Origin of the sequence: Pseudomonas sp. NIBRBAC000502773, assembly GCF_006517195.1 — a bacterium.
GTDB lineage: Bacteria > Pseudomonadota > Gammaproteobacteria > Pseudomonadales > Pseudomonadaceae > Aquipseudomonas > Aquipseudomonas marginalis.
On record NZ_CP041189.1, the window covers coordinates 5404110 to 5424581 of the forward strand.

General features: G+C 59.3%; 15 protein-coding genes and 4 pseudogenes. 18 read left to right on the forward strand and 1 reads right to left on the reverse strand.

What is annotated here, in order from left to right:
- The first annotated feature begins 73 nt into the window (after positions 1 to 73).
- The 14 genes from NIBR502773_RS25125 to NIBR502773_RS25190 all read left to right on the forward strand — a co-directional run bounded on the left by NIBR502773_RS25125 (position 74) and on the right by NIBR502773_RS25190 (position 13998).
- Complete coding sequence (locus NIBR502773_RS25125; RefSeq protein ID WP_141157866.1) at positions 74 to 1297, forward strand: transaldolase family protein; 1224 nt, start codon at positions 74 to 76, stop codon at positions 1295 to 1297.
- Complete coding sequence (locus NIBR502773_RS25130; protein ID WP_027603117.1) at positions 1294 to 2022, forward strand: sulfotransferase family protein; 729 nt, start codon at positions 1294 to 1296, stop codon at positions 2020 to 2022. The genes NIBR502773_RS25125 and NIBR502773_RS25130 overlap by 4 nt, the downstream gene beginning before the upstream one ends.
- A gap of 10 nt (positions 2023 to 2032) precedes the next feature.
- Entirely contained in the window at positions 2033 to 2758 is a 726-nt protein-coding gene (locus tag NIBR502773_RS25135) for an SDR family oxidoreductase (RefSeq protein ID WP_141157219.1), read from the forward strand.
- Complete coding sequence (locus NIBR502773_RS25140; RefSeq protein ID WP_141157220.1) at positions 2755 to 3891, forward strand: hypothetical protein; 1137 nt, start codon at positions 2755 to 2757, stop codon at positions 3889 to 3891. The genes NIBR502773_RS25135 and NIBR502773_RS25140 overlap by 4 nt, the downstream gene beginning before the upstream one ends.
- 7 nt (positions 3892 to 3898) lie before the next feature.
- Positions 3899 to 4669 carry a bifunctional 2-polyprenyl-6-hydroxyphenol methylase/3-demethylubiquinol 3-O-methyltransferase UbiG gene (locus NIBR502773_RS25145; RefSeq protein ID WP_115488771.1) on the forward strand — a complete coding sequence of 257 codons (771 nt, stop codon included), beginning with the start codon at positions 3899 to 3901 and terminating at the stop codon, positions 4667 to 4669.
- Positions 4670 to 4679: 10 nt separating this feature from the next.
- The gene (locus tag NIBR502773_RS25150; RefSeq protein ID WP_141157221.1) at positions 4680 to 5909 is read left to right on the forward strand and encodes a nitrate/nitrite transporter; all 1230 of its coding nucleotides are present in this window, start codon (positions 4680 to 4682) and stop codon (positions 5907 to 5909) included.
- Entirely contained in the window at positions 5906 to 6520 is a 615-nt protein-coding gene (gene cysC, locus NIBR502773_RS25155; RefSeq protein WP_141157222.1) for an adenylyl-sulfate kinase, read from the forward strand. Before NIBR502773_RS25150 ends, cysC begins: the two co-directional genes overlap by 4 nt.
- A 96-nt stretch (positions 6521 to 6616) precedes the next feature.
- The gene (locus tag NIBR502773_RS25160; protein ID WP_141157223.1) at positions 6617 to 7252 is read left to right on the forward strand and encodes a CGNR zinc finger domain-containing protein; all 636 of its coding nucleotides are present in this window, start codon (positions 6617 to 6619) and stop codon (positions 7250 to 7252) included.
- 91 nt (positions 7253 to 7343) lie between these two features.
- On the forward strand, positions 7344 to 7844 hold the full coding sequence (locus NIBR502773_RS25165) for a sigma-70 family RNA polymerase sigma factor (RefSeq protein WP_115488768.1): 501 nt from the start codon (positions 7344 to 7346) through the stop codon (positions 7842 to 7844).
- Between the two features lie 29 nt (positions 7845 to 7873).
- Positions 7874 to 8827, forward strand: a complete 954-nt coding sequence (locus NIBR502773_RS25170) for a FecR domain-containing protein (RefSeq protein ID WP_373682356.1) — start codon at positions 7874 to 7876, stop codon at positions 8825 to 8827.
- Between the two features lie 97 nt (positions 8828 to 8924).
- On the forward strand, positions 8925 to 11330 hold the full coding sequence (locus NIBR502773_RS25175) for a TonB-dependent receptor (protein ID WP_141157224.1): 2406 nt from the start codon (positions 8925 to 8927) through the stop codon (positions 11328 to 11330).
- 198 nt (positions 11331 to 11528) lie between these two features.
- A complete protein-coding gene (locus tag NIBR502773_RS25180; RefSeq protein WP_141157225.1) occupies positions 11529 to 12506 on the forward strand; it encodes a type III secretion effector protein in 978 nt (325 codons plus the stop codon).
- Between the two features lie 141 nt (positions 12507 to 12647).
- Positions 12648 to 12965 (forward strand): type III secretion protein, encoded by a 318-nt coding sequence (locus tag NIBR502773_RS31030; RefSeq protein ID WP_257228065.1) that lies wholly within the window; start codon positions 12648 to 12650, stop codon positions 12963 to 12965.
- Positions 12966 to 13092: 127 nt separating this feature from the next.
- Entirely contained in the window at positions 13093 to 13998 is a 906-nt protein-coding gene (locus tag NIBR502773_RS25190; RefSeq protein ID WP_257228066.1) for a hypothetical protein, read from the forward strand.
- 58 nt (positions 13999 to 14056) lie between these two features.
- On the opposite strand, the pseudogene NIBR502773_RS25195 reads toward NIBR502773_RS25190, so the two are convergent.
- Positions 14057 to 15207, reverse strand: a pseudogene (locus NIBR502773_RS25195) (MFS transporter).
- Positions 15208 to 15549: 342 nt separating this feature from the next.
- On the opposite strand from NIBR502773_RS25195, the pseudogene NIBR502773_RS25200 reads away from it, so the two are divergent.
- The 4 genes and pseudogenes from NIBR502773_RS25200 to NIBR502773_RS25215 all read left to right on the forward strand — a co-directional run bounded on the left by NIBR502773_RS25200 (position 15550) and on the right by NIBR502773_RS25215 (position 20460).
- Positions 15550 to 16535, forward strand: a pseudogene (locus tag NIBR502773_RS25200) (diaminopimelate epimerase).
- Positions 16536 to 16845: 310 nt separating this feature from the next.
- Positions 16846 to 18862 (forward strand): annotated as a pseudogene (locus tag NIBR502773_RS25205) (type VI secretion system tip protein VgrG).
- Complete coding sequence (locus NIBR502773_RS25210; RefSeq protein ID WP_141157226.1) at positions 18862 to 19698, forward strand: DUF4123 domain-containing protein; 837 nt, start codon at positions 18862 to 18864, stop codon at positions 19696 to 19698. The pseudogene NIBR502773_RS25205 and the gene NIBR502773_RS25210 overlap by 1 nt, the downstream one beginning before the upstream one ends.
- A pseudogene (locus NIBR502773_RS25215) lies at positions 19691 to 20460 on the forward strand (hypothetical protein). The gene NIBR502773_RS25210 and the pseudogene NIBR502773_RS25215 overlap by 8 nt, the downstream one beginning before the upstream one ends.
- Positions 20461 to 20472: the final 12 nt, after the last annotated feature.

Here is a 20472-nt window from a genome sequence, read left to right on the forward strand (position 1 = left end):
CGGCGCGTTACCTTTTGCCGATATGCGTGAGTTACCGACCCTCATTGATCACGTTACTCAAGGAGCAAGTGTTGTGGGCACACTGGGTTATATAGAGCGACTTAAACGTAATGATCCACGTTCGGAAGTGTGGTGGGATTCGTCGCCCGTGGTGTACGCACCGTATAAACAGCATTTGTTGGACAAGTACCCGGCTGCCGCCGCCCATATCGAACAGTTGATGCCGCAGGATCTCTCCCAGCCCTGGGGCTTCAGCAGTGTGACCACCAACCCCCGGCTGGTGACGGCGGCGATCCTCGACAAGAAAGAGTATTGGTCGTCGCGTTTTAATCTGGCCAGCCTGTCTCCCGGGGAATTGCGCAAGCAGCTGTACAACGAAGTGATTGCAGAAGGCGCCTCGATGCTCAAGCCGCTGTGGGTGCAATCGGCTCAGGCCGATGGTTGGCTATGCGCCCAGGTCGACCCGTCGGACGTGCGGTGCAGCGAACGCATGACCGCGCGGGGCCTGGAGCTGCATCGCCTGGCCGCGAATGTGATGGTGAAAGTGCCGGGCAGCCTGGAGGGTTTTGCGACGATCGAACACCTGGTGGCCCAAGGCGTTTCGGTCAACATCACGTTCTGCTTCACCGTTTCGCAGTTCCAGGCCGGTATCCAGGCGATAGAGCGGGGCATCGCCTGCGCCCTCCGCAATGGCGTCGACACCGGCCGTTGCAAGTATGTGATCACCTTTATGATCGGGCGTTTTTCCTGCCAGCCCGAGTTCGCCTTGCAGGCCGCCGAGCGTGGCCTGGCGCTGGGCCCGGAGGACATGCGCTGGGCCGAGCTGATGATTTACCAGCAGATCCAGGCCCTGGTCGCGGCCTCGAAGGTGCCGGTCAAGACCCTGCTTTCCAGTATCAAGGTCGACGTTGACGAGCGTGGCCACAAGCACTGCTGGCACCTGGAAAAGACCGGGCTGACCACCACGTGCTACACGCTGACGCCGGAGGTGGTGGAGTTTCTGATCGAGCGTGAAAGCCACGGCAAACCGGTGGCGCCCGCCTGTGAACCCCAGCAGGCGCCGGCTGAGACGTTCGCCCGGCTCATTCGCATTCCGTACTTCTGCGAAGCCTATTTCATCGACAGCATCGAGCCCTACGACTTTGGCAATCACGAGGCGTTTATCAACGCCTGCAACGAGGCCAACAGCGCGCATCGGCGCCTGACCGATTACTGCGTGCGCCTGTGTCCGGTGACGAAGCCTTTCGCACGCTCGCTCAACGCCATCCTGGCGGCTGAGTACGGGGTGCTGGCATGAACAAGATGGTCGGGTTATGGGCGCACCCGCGTTCCCGTTCCACCGTGTTGGAACGGGTGTTTATCGAGCGGGGGGATTTTGAGGTCTTCCACGAGCCGTTTGCCCATATGGCGTTTTCCGCAGATTCAGTGATTCCTTCGGATGAATGGGATCACAGTTTGCCCACCACCTATCAAGGCATCAAAGAGCAACTGCTCAAGGCCCGGGAAAGTACCAATGTCTTTCACAAAGACATGTGTTACCACTGCCTGGATGACTTGAAAGTTGACCGGGACTTCCTGGCGCAACAACACAATATTTTTATTATTCGCGAACCTGCCAGCAGCATTATTTCCCATCACCGGGTACACCCCGATATGCCCGTGCAGGCCATCGGGCATAAAGCCTTGTACGAGATTTTTTGTGTGGTCACCAAACTCATCGGAAAAGTGCCTTATGTGATTAATGCCGATGACCTTGCCGCCGAGCCGGAGCGTGTCATTCGTAAACTGTGTGACTACTTGCAGATTGAATTTTTGCCCCACGCCATGACATGGAAACGCGAATGTCCACGACAGTGGAAAACCTGGAGAAGTTGGCATGTGGCGGCGGAGAACAGTGAACGCATTGCTCTGCCGGATAAACCTGCTATCGATATGGACGCTTTCGATCGGTCGCCAAAATTAAAAGCCTTTTACGAATACCACCGACCCTTCTACGCACGCATGAATGAATTTTGCCAATAAGGATTGTTGTATGAAAAAGTTGATTGTCACCGGTGCGGCCAATGGGATCGGCCGGGCTACTGTGGAAAAGGCTATCCAGGCAGGTTATTTCGTTATTGGTGCCGACAAGGATGCCGAAGGCCTGCGTGCGTTACAGCGCACTTATACGGCGGATGTATTGGAAACCCATGTCGCGGATTTTTCGGATAATGCGCTGATCAAGGGGTTTATCCCTGCGCTGTACGAGCGTCACGCAACTATTCATGCATTAATCAATAACGCCGGTATTTACCACGGCAAAAGCGTCTACGCCTATTCCGATGCCGAAGTGGACGAAATCCTGACTGTGAACCTCAAGGCCTTGGTCTATCTCTCCAAAGACTTCGCCGAACGGGAGATGAAACACGAGGCGCCGCGCAGCATCGTCAATATCGCCTCGGTGGCCGGCGAAGTGGGCAGTTGCGATGCCTTGTACGGCGCCACCAAGGCGGCGGTGATCGGCCTGACCAAAGCCAATGCCTGGAATTTCGCGCCGTTCGTGCGGGTTAACGCAGTGTCGCCGGCGCTGATCCATGACACCGCCATCTACGACACCATCCCTGAATACCGCCGCGCCGAGTACGCGCGCCAGGAGATCCTCAAGGAACCGATCCTGCCCGGCGGTGTTGCCGAGGTCATTTTGCTGGTGATCAGCGATGCCATGCGGCATGTCACCGGCAAGGTCATTCCGGTAGACAACGGAGCCTACCCACGATGAGCCCGTCAGCCCCCAAGAAGAAACTGCTGCTGGTGGGCGCAGGCAACCTGTGCCTGCAGATCCTGAAGATTCTCGGGCCGAAAAATGCCTTTGAATTCGTGGTGCTGGGGCGCAATGAAGACGCGACCGTGCGGCTGTGCAACCTGGTGGCACTGTCGTGTGCACAGTTGGGGCAAGACATCACGATCAAGCCGGTGATCGCCGACCTCACCGATATCGACCGGGTCACCCAGGTGCTGCGTGCAGAGGCGCCGGACTTGGTGGTGAACTGCGCGTCGTTGCAGTCGTGGCGGGTGATCACCGGGTTGCCCAGGCTCTCGTTCGAGCAGCTCGACCAGGCGCAGTTCGGCCCCTGGCTGCCCATGCACCTGACGCTGATGCATCACTTGATGCAGGCGGTGAAAGCCTCCGGTATCGCGGCCAGGACGGTCAACGCGGCCTTTCCCGATGCGGTCAACCCGATCCTGGCCAGGGTCGGGCTGGCGCCGGATATTGGCGTGGGCAATGTAGCCAACCTGATCCCGGCGCTGCGATTTTCCATCGCGCGGCTGCTGGAGTGTGCGCCCGCCGATGTGCAGGTGCATCTGTATGCCCAGCACTATTTCAGCCACTACGTGCCGCGCGGCGGCTTGCCCCCGCGTGCCAGCTACCGCTTGTTGTATGAGGTGCGCGACCGCCCGGCTGCGGCCCACCTGCCGGCCGAAGCGATTTTTTCCACGGTTAAATCCGAGTTCCGCCGCCTGGGCGGTATCGATGGGCAGTTCCTCACGGCGTGCTCGGCCGTCACCGTGATCGAAGGGCTGTTTTCGCCCACGCCGGTGCTGGTGCACGCGCCCGGCCCGCTGGGGTTGCCGGGCGGCTATCCGGTGTGGCTGCAGGAGGGGCAGATCAAGGTGCAGTTCAGCGCCGACTGCCCCCAGGACGAAGCGGTGCGCATCAATACCATCTGCCAGAGCCAGGATGGCATCGATGAAATTCATTGCGATGGCTCGGTCACCTATAACCCGCAATGCATGGCCGTGATGCAGGCGATGCTGGGGTACTCGAAGAAAACCATGTCCATCGAACAGTCCGCCGAGTTTGCCCACGAGCTGTCGAGCAAATACCTGTCTTTCAAACATTCAACCTGGTAGGTGTGTGATGAATCAAATGTCGCGGCACAAGCACAGCGAAGTCGCCAGTTACGCCACGCAATACTCGAAAAAATTCGTCGAACGCTGGGATGACTTGATCGATTGGGACAAAAGAAAGGCGGGGGAGAACGGGTTCTTTGAAAACCTGCTGAAGCAGCACGGCGTGAAGTCGGTGATCGACGTCTCCACGGGCAGTGGTTTTCATGCGGTCCAGCTTAAGCAGGCGGGGTTCGATGTCGTCGCCACGGACGGCAGCAGCACGATGTTGACCAAGGCTCGGGAGAATTTTCGGCAACGTGGGTTGGCGATCGAATCGCACTACCGGGATTGGCAGTCCCTCGATCCCGCCGAACTGGGGCGCTTCGATGCCGTGGTGTGCCTGGGCAGTTCGTTGTGCCATGTGTTTGCAGCCCATGAACGGCTGGAGGTGCTGGAGAGATTCAGGGCATTGCTCAATCCGGGCGGCTTGCTGATTGTGGATCAACGTAACTTCTTTGCCATTCGCGCAGGCAAGTTCAAATCCAGCGGTAATTACTATTACTGCGGCACGCAGGCATCCGTCGGCCTTGGGCAGGTGGATGAGCACGTGTGTGAGTTCATCTACTCCTTTGATGACGCCGAGCAGTACCGGTTGCAGGTCTATCCGCTGTTGCCGGGCGAGTTGAAGGGGGAGGTGCTCAAGTCCGGGTTTTGCGCCCATGAGAGTTACGGGGATTTCCAGCGTGACTACGACATGATGAATTGTGATTTTGTCATCCACACCGCACGCGCCGTTTAAGGAGTACCTGATGAGCACACTGGTACACAGTAGCGCGCGCCCGTTGGACAGCGTCGTGCTGGCGGTGGTGTTGACCGGGTTCGTGGCCAGTACCTACGGGTTTGGCGTTTACCTGTTCGCCAACCTGGTGGTGGACATGCGCCGCGACATCGGCTTCGACTACACCACGGTGGGCCTGATCACCGGCGGTGCGCAGATCGGCTTCCTGCTGTTTTCATCGGTCACCAGTTACATCAGTCGTTTTTTCGAAGGCTGGAAAATCAGCCTGGTGTCGACGCTGATGACCTCCCTGGCGCTGTTGGGGCTGAGTGTCAGCAACAGTATCTGGCTGTCCGGGGCGCTGTTGATTTTGCTCGGCGGCTGCTCGGCCTCGGTGTACATCCCGCTGGCGGAGATTGTCACCAAGGGCTTCAGCCCGGGTAATCGCTCGCGGGTCATGGGGCTGATTTCCAGCGGCACCAGCTACGGCGTGTTCATCAATGGCTTGCTGGTGTCGTTCCTCACCCTGCAGGGTGGCTGGCGCTCGATCTGGCTCACCGCGGGCCTGATCTCGGTGGCCCTGTGCGTGGTGGCCTGGTTTCTGCTGCGCAACCTGGTGGCGGACAAGGACGCCGGTTTTTCCGGGCCGCGTTCGACGGCGTTCGACAGCCAAGCACCGTGGTTGAGTCGCTCGCTGTACCTGACCTGGGCCATTGCGTTTTTGAACGGGATGGCGCTGTTGCCGTTCCAGACTTACCTGGCTCCGTTCCTGCGGGATGAGTTGGGGGTGTCGGTGCAGGACGCCGGGTTTGTCTGGACCACCATTGGCGCGGTGGGCATGGCCTCGGGCTTTCTGGTGGGGTGGATCGCCGACAAGGTGGGCGTCAGGGCGTCGCTGGCCATGTGCTTTCTGAGTGCGGGGCTGGCCGCCACCCTGGTGTTCAGTTTCAACAGCCTCCCGCTGTTCTACCTGGCGGCATTTTTGTTTGCCCTGGCGTTCTACCCCATCTTCGGGCTTGTCCCCAGCTACATCGGGCAAATCGTGCCGGTCAGCCGACTGACCCAGGCATTCGGCATTGCCAATGTGCTGATCGGCCTGGGGGGCGTGTGCGGCAACTTCCTGGGCGGTTTTTCCAAGGACCTGACCGGCTCGTTCGCGACCGTCTACTGGGTGGTTGCGCTGTTGCTGTTCGTGCAATGCGTGATGGTGTTCCTGTTGGGTAAACCGCCTGTGGCGGTGACGGAGGGTGAGCGGCCATGAGTCATTTTGCGGAACGTCCAGAGCGGAATCTGCATGCGTTTGCGTTCAGCCATCTCGGCGCGGAACGCTCGCGTATGGGGCAGAAGCCCTTGGTCATCTGGATGACGGGCATCTCGGCGGCCGGCAAGTCGACGATTGCCGATGCGCTGGACATGGCCTTGCAGGCGCAGGGGCGCTTGACCTGCATCATTGACGGCGACTCGGTGCGCAGCGGCCTGTGCCGCGACCTGGGTTTTACCGACAGCGACCGCGACGAGAATATCCGGCGGGTCGCCGAAGTGGCGCGCTTGATGCTGGACGCGGGGCTGGTGGTGATCGTGGCGCTGATCTCGCCGTCGGCGGCCAGCCGGCATTACGCGCGCGCCATTGTCGGCAATGAGCATTTTGTCGAGGTGCATGTGGACGCGCCGCTGGAAACGGCGGAACAACGTGACCCTAAAGGCTTGTATAAAAAAGCCCGCCTGGGGCTGATCCAACATTTCACCGGGATTGATTCGAACTACGACGTGCCGATCTTTCCGGAAGTGCACCTGGACACCCAGGCGCTGTCGGTCGAACAGTCTGTCGCGACTATTCTCGATTGGATGGCCCGCAACGACGGGCGCACATAGCCGCTGGTCTTTGCGCCGCGGTGGCGGTGCCTGCACCTTCAGAAAACAAGGTAATCTGCGCCATCGCAGGCATACCGCGTTTTTTCAGGAGCAGGCATGACGCATTTCACCGGCACTGCAAAATCCATCCGTCTGATCGGCGGGGCCCAGGTGTTGGACTTCATCAATACCACCAACGGCCGCCGCCCTGGTTCCCCACTCAAGGTCATGGAAGAGCGGCTCACCAGTTTTCAGTTTTTCTTTGAATGGGCGCTGCACGCCTCGCTGATCTCTGCCCAGGAGTTCGCTGAATACAAGGCCATGGTGTTTGAGTCGCCTATTTCCTACCAGCCGGATCTGGACGCCATCATTGCGTTCCGCGAATGCCTGTATGCCGTGTTTTATCCATTGTCCTTGCGCCATGCTGCGGCCGATGACGCCTTGCAGCAGATCAACCTGAATTTCCAGCAAGGCACCACCTGGCGGGTTCTGCGCACGGTTGACGGGACGCCGGCCTGGGCGTGGAAAACCTGCACCTCTGCCCAGGAACTGAGTGCAATGTTGATCGGGCGCCTGGCGATCGAGGCCACGCAGTTGCTGGTGTCCGGTGATCTTCGCGTGCTGAAGTGCTGCACGGCCACCGACTGTGATTGGCTATTCCTAGATATCTCCAAGAACAAACTGCGCAAATGGTGCCAGATGAGCGTGTGCGGCAGCCGGGAGAAATTGAGTCGCCTTAAACAGGCGCTTTAGTTTCCAGGCAGTGGCGCGGTCGACGGGTAGCAATTGCTCCACTTAATAGGAAGCATTACTATTCACGCCCCGCCTCCCCAGTGCCCTCGCGATGATCCCTCAGCCGCCCCGCAGAACAGGCTTTTTCGAGCACTACGAAGAGTTGATCGGCACCTGGACGCGCCGCCTGAGAAACCGTCAGCAGGCCGAGGACCTGGCCCATGACACCTTTGTGAGAGTGCTGGAGACAACCGCCTCCCAGGTAGAGCAACCGCGCGCTTATCTGCATCAAACTGCGCGAAATATCGCCGTGGACGCCTACCGACGCGAAGACCGGCGGGAAGCCATGGCATTGGAAGCCTTTGATCAGAGCCAGCCCGATGGCGATGACCCGGAGCATTTCATGCACGCGATTCAACTGGCGGACTCCATCGAGCGGGCATTGGCCGAGTTGCCGCTCAACTGCCGCAGGATCTTTATCTGGCAGAAGATCGAGGGCCTCACCCAGCAGGAGATCGCCGAGCGCCTGGGCTTATCCAAGAACATGGTGGAAAAGTATATGATCCGCACCCTGCGGCATTTGCGTGACCGCCTGGACGCGATGGCACCATGACACACGCTCGCTCTGAAACAGGACCTTCCATGATGGATAACCGTGCCCGCGACGAAGCCGCGCAATGGTTTGTACGCCTGCAAGACGCTGGGTTGGACGCCACCGAGCGCGAGCGTTTCGATGCGTGGCGCAGTGAAAAGCCCGAGCACCAATATGAATTCGATGTGCTGCAAGGCCTGTGGAGCGCCGCCGACCTGGTGCCCAAGGCCCGCTTGCAGGCGTTGGGCGAGGCGCCGGCCGAGCGTCCAAAACGTCGTGGCGTGTTGCGTTACGCCGTCGCGGCCAGTGTGGTTGCCGTGGCCTTGGGGCTCGGCTTGTTCAGCGGCCTTGATCATCCGAAGCCCTACCGGGCCGATTTCAGCACGCGCCTGGGTGAGCATCGCCAGGTGGTATTGCCCGACGGCTCGACGATGGATTTGAACAGCCGCAGTGTTGTCTCGGTGCACTACGAAAAAGGCCGCCGCACTGTTGAACTCAAGCAGGGCGAGGCCATGTTCAGTGTCGAGCATGACACCCGCCGTCCCTTTGTGGTCGCCGCCGGTGCAGGGCAAGTGACGGTCACCGGCACGCGCTTTGATGTGCGTCGCGATGACGACCAGACCCGTGTGGTGGTCGAGGCCGGTACGGTGAAGGTGCAAGGGCGCTCACCGAACGAGGGGGTGACGCTGACGGCGGGGCTGGGGACGCATATCAATGACCAAGGCCTGGTGGCAGCGTCCTACGCAGTGAATACCGAGGAACTGACGGCCTGGCGCAGCGGCAAACTGGTGTTCAACAACGCATCCCTGGGTGAAGTCGCCCGTGAGGTGTCGCGTTATCGCGAGCGCCCGTTGCGCGTCAGCACACCCGCCGTTGGCAACCTGCGACTGACCAGCGTGTTCAAGGCCAATGACACCGATGCCTTGCTCAAGGCCTTGCCCCATATCCTGCCCGTGGCCCTGCGCACCTTGCCGGACGGCAGCCAGGAAATTATTTCACGCTGAGATTCAGGTTTTTTCCGAGTTCTTCGTCTTCTCCTGCAACTGCAACTGGTTTGTATTAACAGCCGTGCACTCTTGCGATCACAGGACTAGGTTCGACGTGAAAAAACTTGCCGCCCATCACAATAAAATCTCCCACTGGGTGCCTCTGGCGCTGGTGCTCGCTATCAGCGCCTCCCTGCCTCTGGCCTACGCTGCCGAGGGTATTCATATCCAGGCCCAACCCTTGGGCGCGGCGCTGAGCCAGTTGGGCCAGCAGACTTCCCTGCAAGTGTTCTTCAGCCCCGAGTTGGTCGCCGGCAAGCAGGCGCCGGCGGTAGACGGCAACCTTTCCCCAGAACAGGCCCTGCGCCAGCTCTTGCAAGGTAGCGGCTTGGACTACCAGATCGATGCGGGCTCCGTGACCCTGCGCCCGCTGGGCAACGGTACCGGCGAGGCCGGCGCGCCTCTGGAACTGGGCACCACCGATATCAAGGTGGTCGGTGACTGGCTCGGCGATGCCGACGCCGAAGTGGTGCAGAACCACCCCGGCGCGCGCACGGTGATCCGCCGCGAAGCCATGGTCGAGCAGGGCGCAATGAACGTCGGCGACGTACTGCGCCGCGTGCCCGGCGTGCAGGTGCAGGAAGCCAACGGCACTGGCGGCAGTGATATTTCCCTCAACGTTGGCGTACGCGGCCTGACGTCGCGTCTGTCGCCACGCTCCACTGTGCTGATCGACGGCGTACCGGCGGCGTTCGCCCCGTATGGCCAGCCACAATTGTCGATGGCGCCGATTTCCGCCGGTAACCTGGACAGCATCGACGTGGTACGCGGCGCCGGCTCCGTGCGTTATGGGCCACAGAACGTCGGTGGCGTGATCAACTTTGTGACCCGTGCGATCCCCGAGAAATTCTCCGGCGAAGTCGGCAGCACCCTGCAAACCTCGGCCCACGGCGGCTGGAAGCACATTGACAACGCTTTTCTCGGCGGCACGGCCGACAACGGCATCGGCGCGGCCTTGCTGTACTCCGGGGTCAATGGCAACGGCTATCGCAACAGCAACAACGGCAACGATATCGACGACGTGATCTTCAAGACCCACTGGGCGCCGACCGACCAGGACGACTTCTCGCTGAACTTCCACTATTACGACGCCAGCGCCGACATGCCTGGTGGCCTGACCCAGAAGCAGTTCGATGCCAACCCCTACCAATCGGTGCGTGACTGGGACAATTTCAGCGGCCGCCGCAAGGACGTGTCCTTCAAGTACATCCGGCAGATCGACGACCGCACCCAGGCCGAAGTGCTGACCTACTATTCCGACAGTTTCCGTGGCAGCAACATCGCCAACCGCGACCTGAAAACCCTCGGTTCCTACCCGCGCACCTACTACACCTTCGGCATTGAACCACGGGTGTCCCATGTGTTCGATGTAGGCCCCAGCACCCAGGAAGTCAGCGTCGGTTATCGCTACCTCAAGGAAGGCATGCACGAGCAGGCCACCAGCCTCAACCTGGTCAATAACGTACCGACACCGGGCGGGCAGAGTGATGGTCATGTCTACCAGGACCGCACCGGTGGCACCGAGGCCAACGCCTTTTATATCGATAACAAAGTCGATATCGGCAAGTGGACCATTACCCCGGGTATTCGCTTCGAAGACATCCGCACCGAATGGCACGACCGCCCGGTGGTTGCGTTGAACGGCACTCGCACTCAGGAAAAACGCCGCGAGATCCACAACAACGAACCGCTGCCGGCACTGAGCGTGATGTACCACGTGTCCGATGCCTGGAAACTGTTCGCCAACTACGAGACCTCGTTTGGCAGCCTGCAATACTTCCAGCTCGGGCAGGGCGGCACCGGCGACCAGACCGCCAACGGCCTGAACCCGGAAAAAGCCAAGACCTACGAGGTGGGGACACGCTACAACGACAGCGTGTGGGGCGGCGAGCTGACCTTCTTCTACATCGACTTCTCGGATGAACTGCAATACGTCAGCAACGATGTGGGCTGGACCAACCTCGGCGCTACCCAACACACGGGTATCGAAGCCTCGGCCCACTACGACCTGTCGAACCTGGACCCGCGCCTCGACGGCCTTACGGCGAATGCCGGCTTCACCTACACCAAAGCCACCTCCGAAGGCGATGTACCCTTCAAGGGGCGTGACCTGCCGCTGTACTCCCGTGAGGTGGCCACCCTGGGCCTGCGCTACGACATCAATCACTGGACCCACAACCTGGATGTGTACGCCCAGTCCGGCCAACGCGCACCGGGTACCACCAGCACTTACGTCACCCAAGGCTCGGCGGACGGGCAGTTCGGCGATATTCCAGGTTATGTTTCGGTCAATGTGCGCAGCGGTTATGACTTCGGCGAACAGTTGTCGAACCTGAAGGTGGGCGTCGGCGTGAAAAACATCTTCGACCAGCAGCACTACACCCGTTCCAGTGATAACAATGCCGGCTTGTACCTGGGCGAGCCGCGGACGTTCTTCGTTCAGGCCAGCGTCGGGTTCTGATTCGTTCCGGTTTGGAAATATCGCAGTCCTTGGCCGGGCTGCGATTCTTCTGCCCATTTCCTACACTGTTTCGGCGCATCTTGCTGCTTGATCAGGAACCAATTCCGACAAAAAACCACACATGGGCTAGCTGACAAGCTTCGACTTCATGGTTGAAGCGCCCGGCTGAAGATTGCGCTCACCGTATTGGAGAAACTTATGTCGGTATCGATGCTCGATACACCCGTACCCACTTCATCAAACCCTGATCCTTCGCAGGTCAAATCCAGCCCTGCGGCAAACAACAGTCTTGCGGCACCGGCCGCACCCTCCTTCAGCGGTCAAAACGCTGCAAACGTCAGCTTCCAGTCCCGGGAAAGCGTGGCCGGGCCAGTGTTCGGCAGTCAATCGCCGGCGACAGCGCGTAATAGTGTTGCAGATCCGGTGGCCCATCAGAAAACCGCTCCTGCGCAGTCGGGCTTACTGGATCAGGTCAGGCATTGGGTGAACCCATGGTTGGGTTGGGGGCGACCACCGCACCATCCAGGTTGGAGCAATCCTCCACACCGCCCCCTGCCTGTCATCAGCAACCCACCGCCACGCCCTTTCCCTACCGTGCCAGGCAGGCCTGATCCGCATTATTCCCTCAAGAACAATGAACAATTGGCCGTGCAGTTGCGTGACAACTTCAATGCCTTCAGGGACCCCAGGAACCCTGGGTATATCAGCGCCGACAGCATTCGAGCGATGGCGAATAAAGGGTGGTCCCCGTTTCCCAGCACCAATGAGAACATTCGCCTGGCCAAAGAACTGCTGCGACGTCCGGAACTGATGAGCGCGCTTGACCGGCACACCTCGACCGGTGCACTCGATGGTCTGATCGACCGGAATAATGTGAACGCGGTTATCCACGGACAAAGCTACTTCAAGTACAAGACTGACGCGGAATTGGCCGATGAGATGCTCAAGTATTTCGAGAAGTTGAAAGGCCCCCACTCGGACCGAGAACTGCACGTCAACGACTTGAAAAACCTGGCTGACGAAAACCTGACGGGCGACTCTGAAAGGGATTACCTGATCCAGTTGTCCAAGGAAATTCTAAAACGCAGTAAGGTACTGAGGGATATGGATGACCTGCACAGCAGGCCTGGTGACGATAGGATCAGTTGGGCTGGGCTTTACTTTCTGTTCCGCTGAGCGACACCCAGGCGCCGCGAATCGGATGCGGCGCCTGCATCCATCCTTTCAGGAACTGTTTACGCCAATTCACCACATAGATTTTATCCACCGGAATCAATCAACTCCGGCGGTTTTCAGATTCTGAGTGAGGGCTAACCAATGACTTCAACCTCGTTTCGTTCATCCCAGCCCAGTTGCCAAGAGCATTTTCGCAACCCCCCTGCAGAGGACACCACGGTGTTGGAGAGGGACGCCGCATCGCGCGATCCCTTTGCCCCTTCGAATGTACATGCGGCCGAAGCCCAGCGGATGAAGGCTTTCGTCGGCCAGCACAAATTCCAGGCGCCCGTTGCGGGTGACTTTTTCCGCGGCCTGCCGGTGGAGGAAAAGAGCTCCCATGACAATACGACTGCACTGAAAAACGCCGGCCTGCTCAATGGCCTGACCGCTTGGTGGCGAAAGCAGAAACTAGGTTGATGCTGCCGTGCGGTTACAAACACTCAAGTTTTACTGGAGTCCATTTAGCCTCTCTCCGGAACCACTGTTTTCCGAGAGCCACTTAATCGCTGGCTTCCACGGAATCTAACTATGCTGGAGATGAACTATGAGTTACGGGATCAATAATCTAAGGGGCTTCCCATCTGGGTTGACTACAGCGCCGGGGAACGGCCATGCCCGATATGGGGTAGATGCCAGCGCGCTGGGCAAATCGCTCCCCACGCCGCAGCCTTCATTTGATGGTAGGTTCGCGAACGGTGCCCAGCGGCATTTCGACGGTCAAAACCTCTACGGGGGCATGACGAATGTAGGGAACCCCTATGTCAGTTCGGATGACCACCTGCTGGCGACCCAACTGAACAACGTCTTTTCCATGCTGGGTGATTTCAAGAAAGATGGCCGACTGACCCTGAGGTCATTGACGGACATCGCCAAAGAGCAACCCAGCGAGAGCAAGGTCCCCGAACGTACAATCATGCTTGCCAGGGAGATACTCAATCGCCCACGACTGGGCGACTCGATTGTTGGCAAGGGCGGTGAAATCACCCCGGACAGCCTGGACAAAGCCGCCGGTTTGATGATTGGCAATACCAACCCCAACACTCAGAGCGCCGACCCCTACCATGCGAAAACCGACGCACAGGTGGTCCAGGCGTTCAGGGGCATGTTTGATGACTTGCGGGACACGTCGGAAGACCGCACCTTTTTTTTCGAGAAGCACCGGTATGTGAAGAAAGAGACGATTATCGAGATGAGCAAGGACCCTGACGAAACAGACAAAAATGGTCAGGTTGTGCGAGATATGGCCACTGGGTTCCCCAAGAAGAAATACAGCGAGCAGCAGGTATACATGGCCAAGAATCTGGTCGAACGCCCCGGGCTGCTGGCTTCGCTGGACAGCACCAAGGCGAACGGAACCAACATTTTCGGCAGCCACAACGATGATGGCTGGTTGAAGAACTACAGCATTGATCGCTGGTTGCAAAACGACAAGGAAGAGAAGGGGAAATAAATCGCCCAGGCGTGAATGAGCTTCTTGAACGATTCAAGAGGCTCATGTTGTTCTTCGTTCATACCCGCAGTATTTTCCCGCTGACCGCCACCGCTACCAGCAGAACTCCGATCAACAGGAAGGCGGTTGCCAGGCTGCTGCCATGGGCAATGAACCCGATTACGGCAGGCCCGGTCAGAATGCCGGCATACCCCAGGGTGGTAATGGCCGGTACGGCAATGTGTTCCGGCATGACGTTTTGCTTGCCGACGGCGGTGTAAAGCACCGGAACAATATTCGAGCAGCCGGCCCCTACAAGGGCGTAACCCAACAGCGCCATTTCCCAGGCGGGTGATAGCGTGGCGAGGAAGATACCGGCCGCAGCCAGCGCGCCACCGGCCACGATGACCCATGTAGCGCCCAGGCGCCGTACGATGGCATCACCGGTCAATCGCCCCGCCGTCATGGTCAAGGCGAACGCCGCGTAGCCCAGCCCCGCGTAGGCTTCATCCAGGTCGCGCTCGGCGCTGAGGAACACCGCGCTCCAATCGAGCACCGCGCCTTCAGCCAAAAACACAATAAAACACAGGCAGCCGATAAACAGCACCACGCCATGGGGAACCGCAAAGGCTGGCCCCGAGCTTTCACTGCCATAAGGCAACAGGTGGGGGCCGGCCTTGAGCAGCGCCGCCACCATGACAGCGATCACCACCCAGGTCGCCTGCAGTGGCGACAGGCCCAGCCCCAGAAGCCCGGCGACACCCGCCGCGCCGACAATCCCCCCAGGCTGAACAACCCGTGAAACCCTGACATCATGGTTTTTCCGCTGGCTCGTTCGACAATCACCGCCTGCAAGTTGACCGTGGAATCCACTGTGCCCAGGCCGGCACCGAACAGGAACAAACCGGCCATCAGCAGCGGAATCGAACTGACCGTGGCCAACATCGGCAAGGCCAGGCAGATCATGATCGTACCGGCGGTCAGCACCCGCCGGCAGCCAAAGCGCGACGCCAATGCGCCCGCCGCCGGCATGGCGATGATCGAACCCACCCCCAGGCACAACAGCAACAGACCCAGCGTGCCCTCACTCAGGTCTGCGCGCGCCTTGGCATAGGGCACCAAGGGCGCCCAGGCGGCGATACCGAAGCCGGCGATGAAGAAAGCGATGCGGGTCGACATTTGCTCCAGGCGCCCGGGAACCACGGGCGCAGAGGTGGGGATGGCAGTCATGAAAAATCCTTGGTTTAGCGTTCAACGAACGATGTCCGGCGCGACATCCTTGCACATCAGGCCTTGAGGGGCGAGCCGGGTTCCCCTCAAGATAAGCGGCGCTGAATTTTTTTTACAATTCGGGAACGCTATGGGCGTGGGTAACCACACACGGGGTGTCGCGGGAGGCGTTCTGGAAGGTGTGTAATTGCTGTGGGAACTGGTGAACCCCGGGTTTCTCATGGTGGATTACCACCTTCCAGACCGCCTCCCACACACCCTGCATGGTGTAATACGCTGCTGGCCCAATCCTGTAGGCAACCGAGCGGACGCATCGATGAAGAGTGCAAGGCAAGTGGCGCCATGACCCAGTTCTATGACGCACGTGGCAACATTTACGGGGTCGCCAGCCCGGCGTTTTTACGACAACAGGGCATCGAGGTGCCCAACGGCGCGGCGCAGGCCGCGAGGACTCGCGAGGCGTGGGCTGCATCGGCCATAAGGTCCGAATGCGAGTGGGGCTCGACGCCGCGCCCGGCCAATGCCAAGGCCCACCGCTGCGATGGCTTGCTGGTGGGCCCGTTCCAGGCCGAGCCGCCGTTTGACCTGTTGATCGTGAACACCGACGGCTCCCTGGCCGAGCGCAGTGGCAACGGGTTGACGATTTTTGCCCAGGCGCTTACTGAGCAGGGCTTGATGACCGAGGCCTGTGACTTGCGTGTGCATCATGACCAGCCTGACGGGGTGTCGCCAGTGCTGACTCGGGTCGAGCCTGCGGTCTATGGACACCGCTCCGGATTCTGGCTGGCATTGGGTTTGCCCGGGTTCGGGCCGTCGGTCGTGGGGGCACAGGGGGTTGAGCAGGTGTTCCAGGACGGCATTGAACTGAGCCATGTGAAGGCGTTGGCGGCGATCAACCCACAGTGGGCGTACAGTCAGTTTGTGCGTGTGGGCAATCCTCATTGTGTGACCCTGGTCGAACACCTGTCAGCCTTGCCGGACAATCTGCAGATGCAACAGCCAGTGCTGTTCGAACCGTTGCAGGCGATTGCCTTCGCCCCCCGGCAGGAAGCGGCGAGCCATGCTTGGCCGGAGTCAATTTGCAATGGGTCGCCAGGCAATCCGGCAACCGGGTTGTTGCCCGGGTGTTCGAGCGGGGAGAGGGCCCCACGGCATCCTCCGGCACCAGCGCCAGTGCCGTGGCCTGTGCGGCGTGGCGAGCGGGTTGGGTTGAGGGTGGTGAAGTTGCGGTGGTGATGCCGGGTGGCACTGCGCCGGTACGTTTGCATACCCAGGTCGATACGCTGCTGAGCGTCAGTCTGTTCGGGACTGCACGGCCTCGGACATGAAGTCTTTTGAGCAATTGACGCCCTGAGTGGGTGTCAGCTGTTTCGCTATTAATTAATTGATCAGATAAAAGTTGGTGTAGGGCATTTCTTATGTTTAAGAAGTGGCTCATTGGCTCGATTTATTATTTTGTAAAAGACACTTCAATCTCAGTCGTACGAAACTTCTTTTTTATTTTCTGGGGGCCGATTTTTTCCTGAAAACGCTAAGCTTCAAGGCGTTCAGGCGCTTTTCCTCGGCAACTTATTTGATGGTTGACGGGGGAAGTATCTCAGTCCGGTAATAACTATCGATATTGGCGGGTAACAACGGATGGTTAACGCGTTTATTTCGTCACGTTTCAAATTAATCCTTCCTGGCATAAAGACTGACTTTCAAGTACTGGCGTTCAACGGTCAGGAGGTGCTTGATCAGCCGTTTTTCATCCAGGTGCAGGTGGTCAGCGAAAACCCTTCACTGGACCTGGAGTCACTGCTCCACCAGCCCGCCTACCTGGCGTTTGGCGACGCCAATGAAGGCCTGCACGGGCAGGTTTACGCGATTGGCCGCGATGATCCCGGGCGGCGGCTCACCCGTTATCACCTGACGTTGGCGCCGCATCTCGCCTACCTTGCCCATCGACGCGACCAGCGGATTTTCCAGCAGCGCAGTGTTCCGCAGATCATCGCGGCAGTCCTCGAACACCACGGCATCCTGGCCGACCGCTATGCCTTTGAGTTGGGGCCGGTGGTCTACCCACCGCGTACGTTCTGCGTGCAATACGCGGAAACCGACCTGCATTTCATCCAGCGGCTGTGTGAAGAGGAGGGCATTCACTACCACTTCCGTCACAGCGAGCACCAGCATGTGCTGGTGTTTGGCGACGACCAGACCGTATTTCAGCGCCTGCCTGCGCAGCGTTATTCACCTGCTGGCGGCCCGCTGGCCGAGACACGGGTTATCCAGCGTTTCGACGTACGCCTGGCGACCCGCAGCCAGCGAACGGTGCGTCGTGATCATGACTTCGAGCATCCGTCCTTATGCCTGCAAGACACTGCGGGTTCTGCCTCAGCGCAACTTGAGGACTACCGCTATCCGGCTGGGTTTACCGGCCATGCACGGGGGCTCGCCTGGCGCGCAGGGGGTTGGAGCGCCTTCAGATCGGCGGATATCGGGCATTGGGCAAGAGCGACCAAGCGGTGCTGCGCAGTGGGCATTTTCTTGAGCTGCACGACCATCCGGATCCGGCCTGCAATGATTTATGGTTGATCACTTCGGTCCGTCACGAGGGTTATCAACCGCAGGTGCTGGAGGATGCGACTGGTGAGGAGGTGGATGCATTCCAGGGGTATCGCAACCGTTTCACCGCCACACCCTGGAGTGCACCGTATCGCCCCCTCTCAAGCACCCCAAGCCGACCCTCCAAGGCACCCAGACCGCCACGGTGACCGGGCCTGTCGGTGAGGAGGTGCATTGCGATGCATACGGCCGGGTGAAAGTACGGTTTCACTGGGACCGACTGGACAAGAGCGATGACAAAAGCAGTTGTTGGGTGCGGGTGGCATCTGGCTGGGCCGGAGACGGGTTTGGCGCAACGATGATCCCGCGGGTGGGCATGGAAGTGCTGGTGACGTTCCTGGAAGGCGACCCGGACCAGCCGCTGATCAACGGTTGCCTGGCCAATGCGTTGCACATGCCGACCTATTCCTTGCCGCAACACAAGACCCGCAGCGTTTTGCGCAGTCGCAGCACCCCGGGCGGAGGCGGCGGCAACGAATTGCACCTGGAAGACCGCCGTGGCAAGGAACTTATCTACCTTCGTGCCCAGCGGGACCTGGAGCAGCAGGTGGGGCATGACAGTCGCTTGGAAGTGGCTGGTGAGCGGCGTGAGATCATTCGAGGGATAAGTACGGTGCACCTGGAAAGCGAGGAGCATCGTCAAGTCACCGGTGACCGCAAGGTTGTGCTCAAGGCCAGCGACCATCTGGACGTGCAAGGCGACAGCCGGACCTATGTCGGGCAAACCCTGGTGATTGAAGCCGGGCAACAGGTGCATCTCAAGGCCGGCGCCAGCCTGGTGATCGACGCGGGCGTACAACTGAGTTTCAAGGCCGGTGGAGAGCACCTGGTGATCCAGGCAGGCGGCATTTTCAGCAGTCGGCCCATCACCCTCGGTGGAACCCCGTCCGCGACCGGGTCGGCGAACACCCTGTTGGTCGCGCAGAGCCCGAAAATCTCCGCCACACAGGGCGCTATCATGCACTTGGCCAGGCAACTGGATGCGGACTTCTGCCCGCTATGCGAGGGCTGCCGCGAAGGCCTCTGCACCGTCGGCGGGAGGGCAGCCTGATGGAAAACCTTCCAAACCGATGGATGAGCCAACAGCAGCAGGCAGGGCACAGGCTGTGCCTGATGCTTGAGGGTAATAATGCAGCGTGCCAGCCAATGTTGGCGGCACGCGGTTTTCCAGCGTACTGCCACCTCTACGCACAAACCCCACTGGCGGAAATGGCCACGGCCGGCCCCGTGATCCTGTTACTGGATCAGGTAGGGGAGCCCGCGCTGCTCGATCTTCTGCAAGAGCCTGAGATGAATTGGGGCTGGCTGGGCAGTTTGCCAAATGCGGACCTGACAGACATGTCCCGGCATTGGCGCGTCCGGCTGCTGGTCGGACCGGAGAATAACCGGACGCTATACCGCCTTCACGACAATCGTACGTTAGCGCGCGCACTGAACCATCTGGGCCTTGAACACTGGCCGGCATTCCTCGGCCCACTGATCAGTGTGTGCTACTGGCATGAAGGCAGTTGGCACTGTGGCGACAACCCTGCCCCCGGTGACTATCCGGTGCCCGAGCCAGCCCCCTGGCTGAACACGCCCAACCCGAATGCCAGCGCCATCCTGCACGCCAATATCCTGCGTTACCTGCTGGCTGAACGCAGTGAAGACCTGGCGGCATTGGTTGAATTCCAAGACCCCAGGGTTTGGCTGACCCAGGTCCTTGAACAGGCTCGCGCCTGGCGATGGAGCGGCCCGGAACAACTGGAGTTCCTGGTCGTGCGACGGCTGGAAGAGGCCACCCGCAGCAGTGTGATTCGTTGGCAGCCGATGGTTGGAGAAACACCGCAGGATCACTTTGAGCGAGTTAAGCAGCAGTGGCACATGTTGGAGAACAAGGATGAGTAAGCGTGTATGGGGCGTGCTGCTTGCACTGGCGATGGCGGGACTTTCGGGGTGTGCGATGAAACCGGTAGATCACTTTACGTTGGAGGTGGATTTACCAGCGGAATTTAAACTTAAAACGGCCGCCAACTATGGGCCCGCAACGGGTGAGACCTGCACCTTGCCAAGGCGCCGAGGCAAGAGGCCGGAGCGTAAGGTCTTTTTTACCGAGTACAAGCCGGTGGCAAGTCGGGCGAGTTATGAGTTAGCGCTGAGTGAAACGGTACAGGGGTGTCCGCTGGTATTACGCAGTGTGGAGTTTGATTTTTACGCTAAGTGGGGTACTCGGGATTCGGATGTTGGGGGGATATTGCGGGGATTTCGATTCGGGATCGTCTGGAGGGTGATAGGCCTGGAATGCCGGAGTCGGGAGTTCAAGAACTGTCTTGGCAATGTCAGTGGTTGTTTCGGACTGTGGGGCCGATACATGCGATCAGAAAGGTTCTCAAATGTAATTCGCTGGGCGCTACAGGGCAAAGATCCAACGGTGTTTTTTCGCGAGATGAGTTGGGTGGGAAAAAAGTACTGATACAGCTGAACCTCATTAGTGAGGAGCGACCTTATATGGGCGATAACTGGATTCGTTTTCCTCAAGGATGGAAACGCTGTCGAGGCAAAAGTTTTGAGGACCAGTACGCGTTTTGTGAGGGGAACACTACAGATTTCAAATCCTTCAAAATGCCCGATGGGCGTGTATGTGACATATATCCAAGTTGCAGTGAATAAGGATGTTCAGGC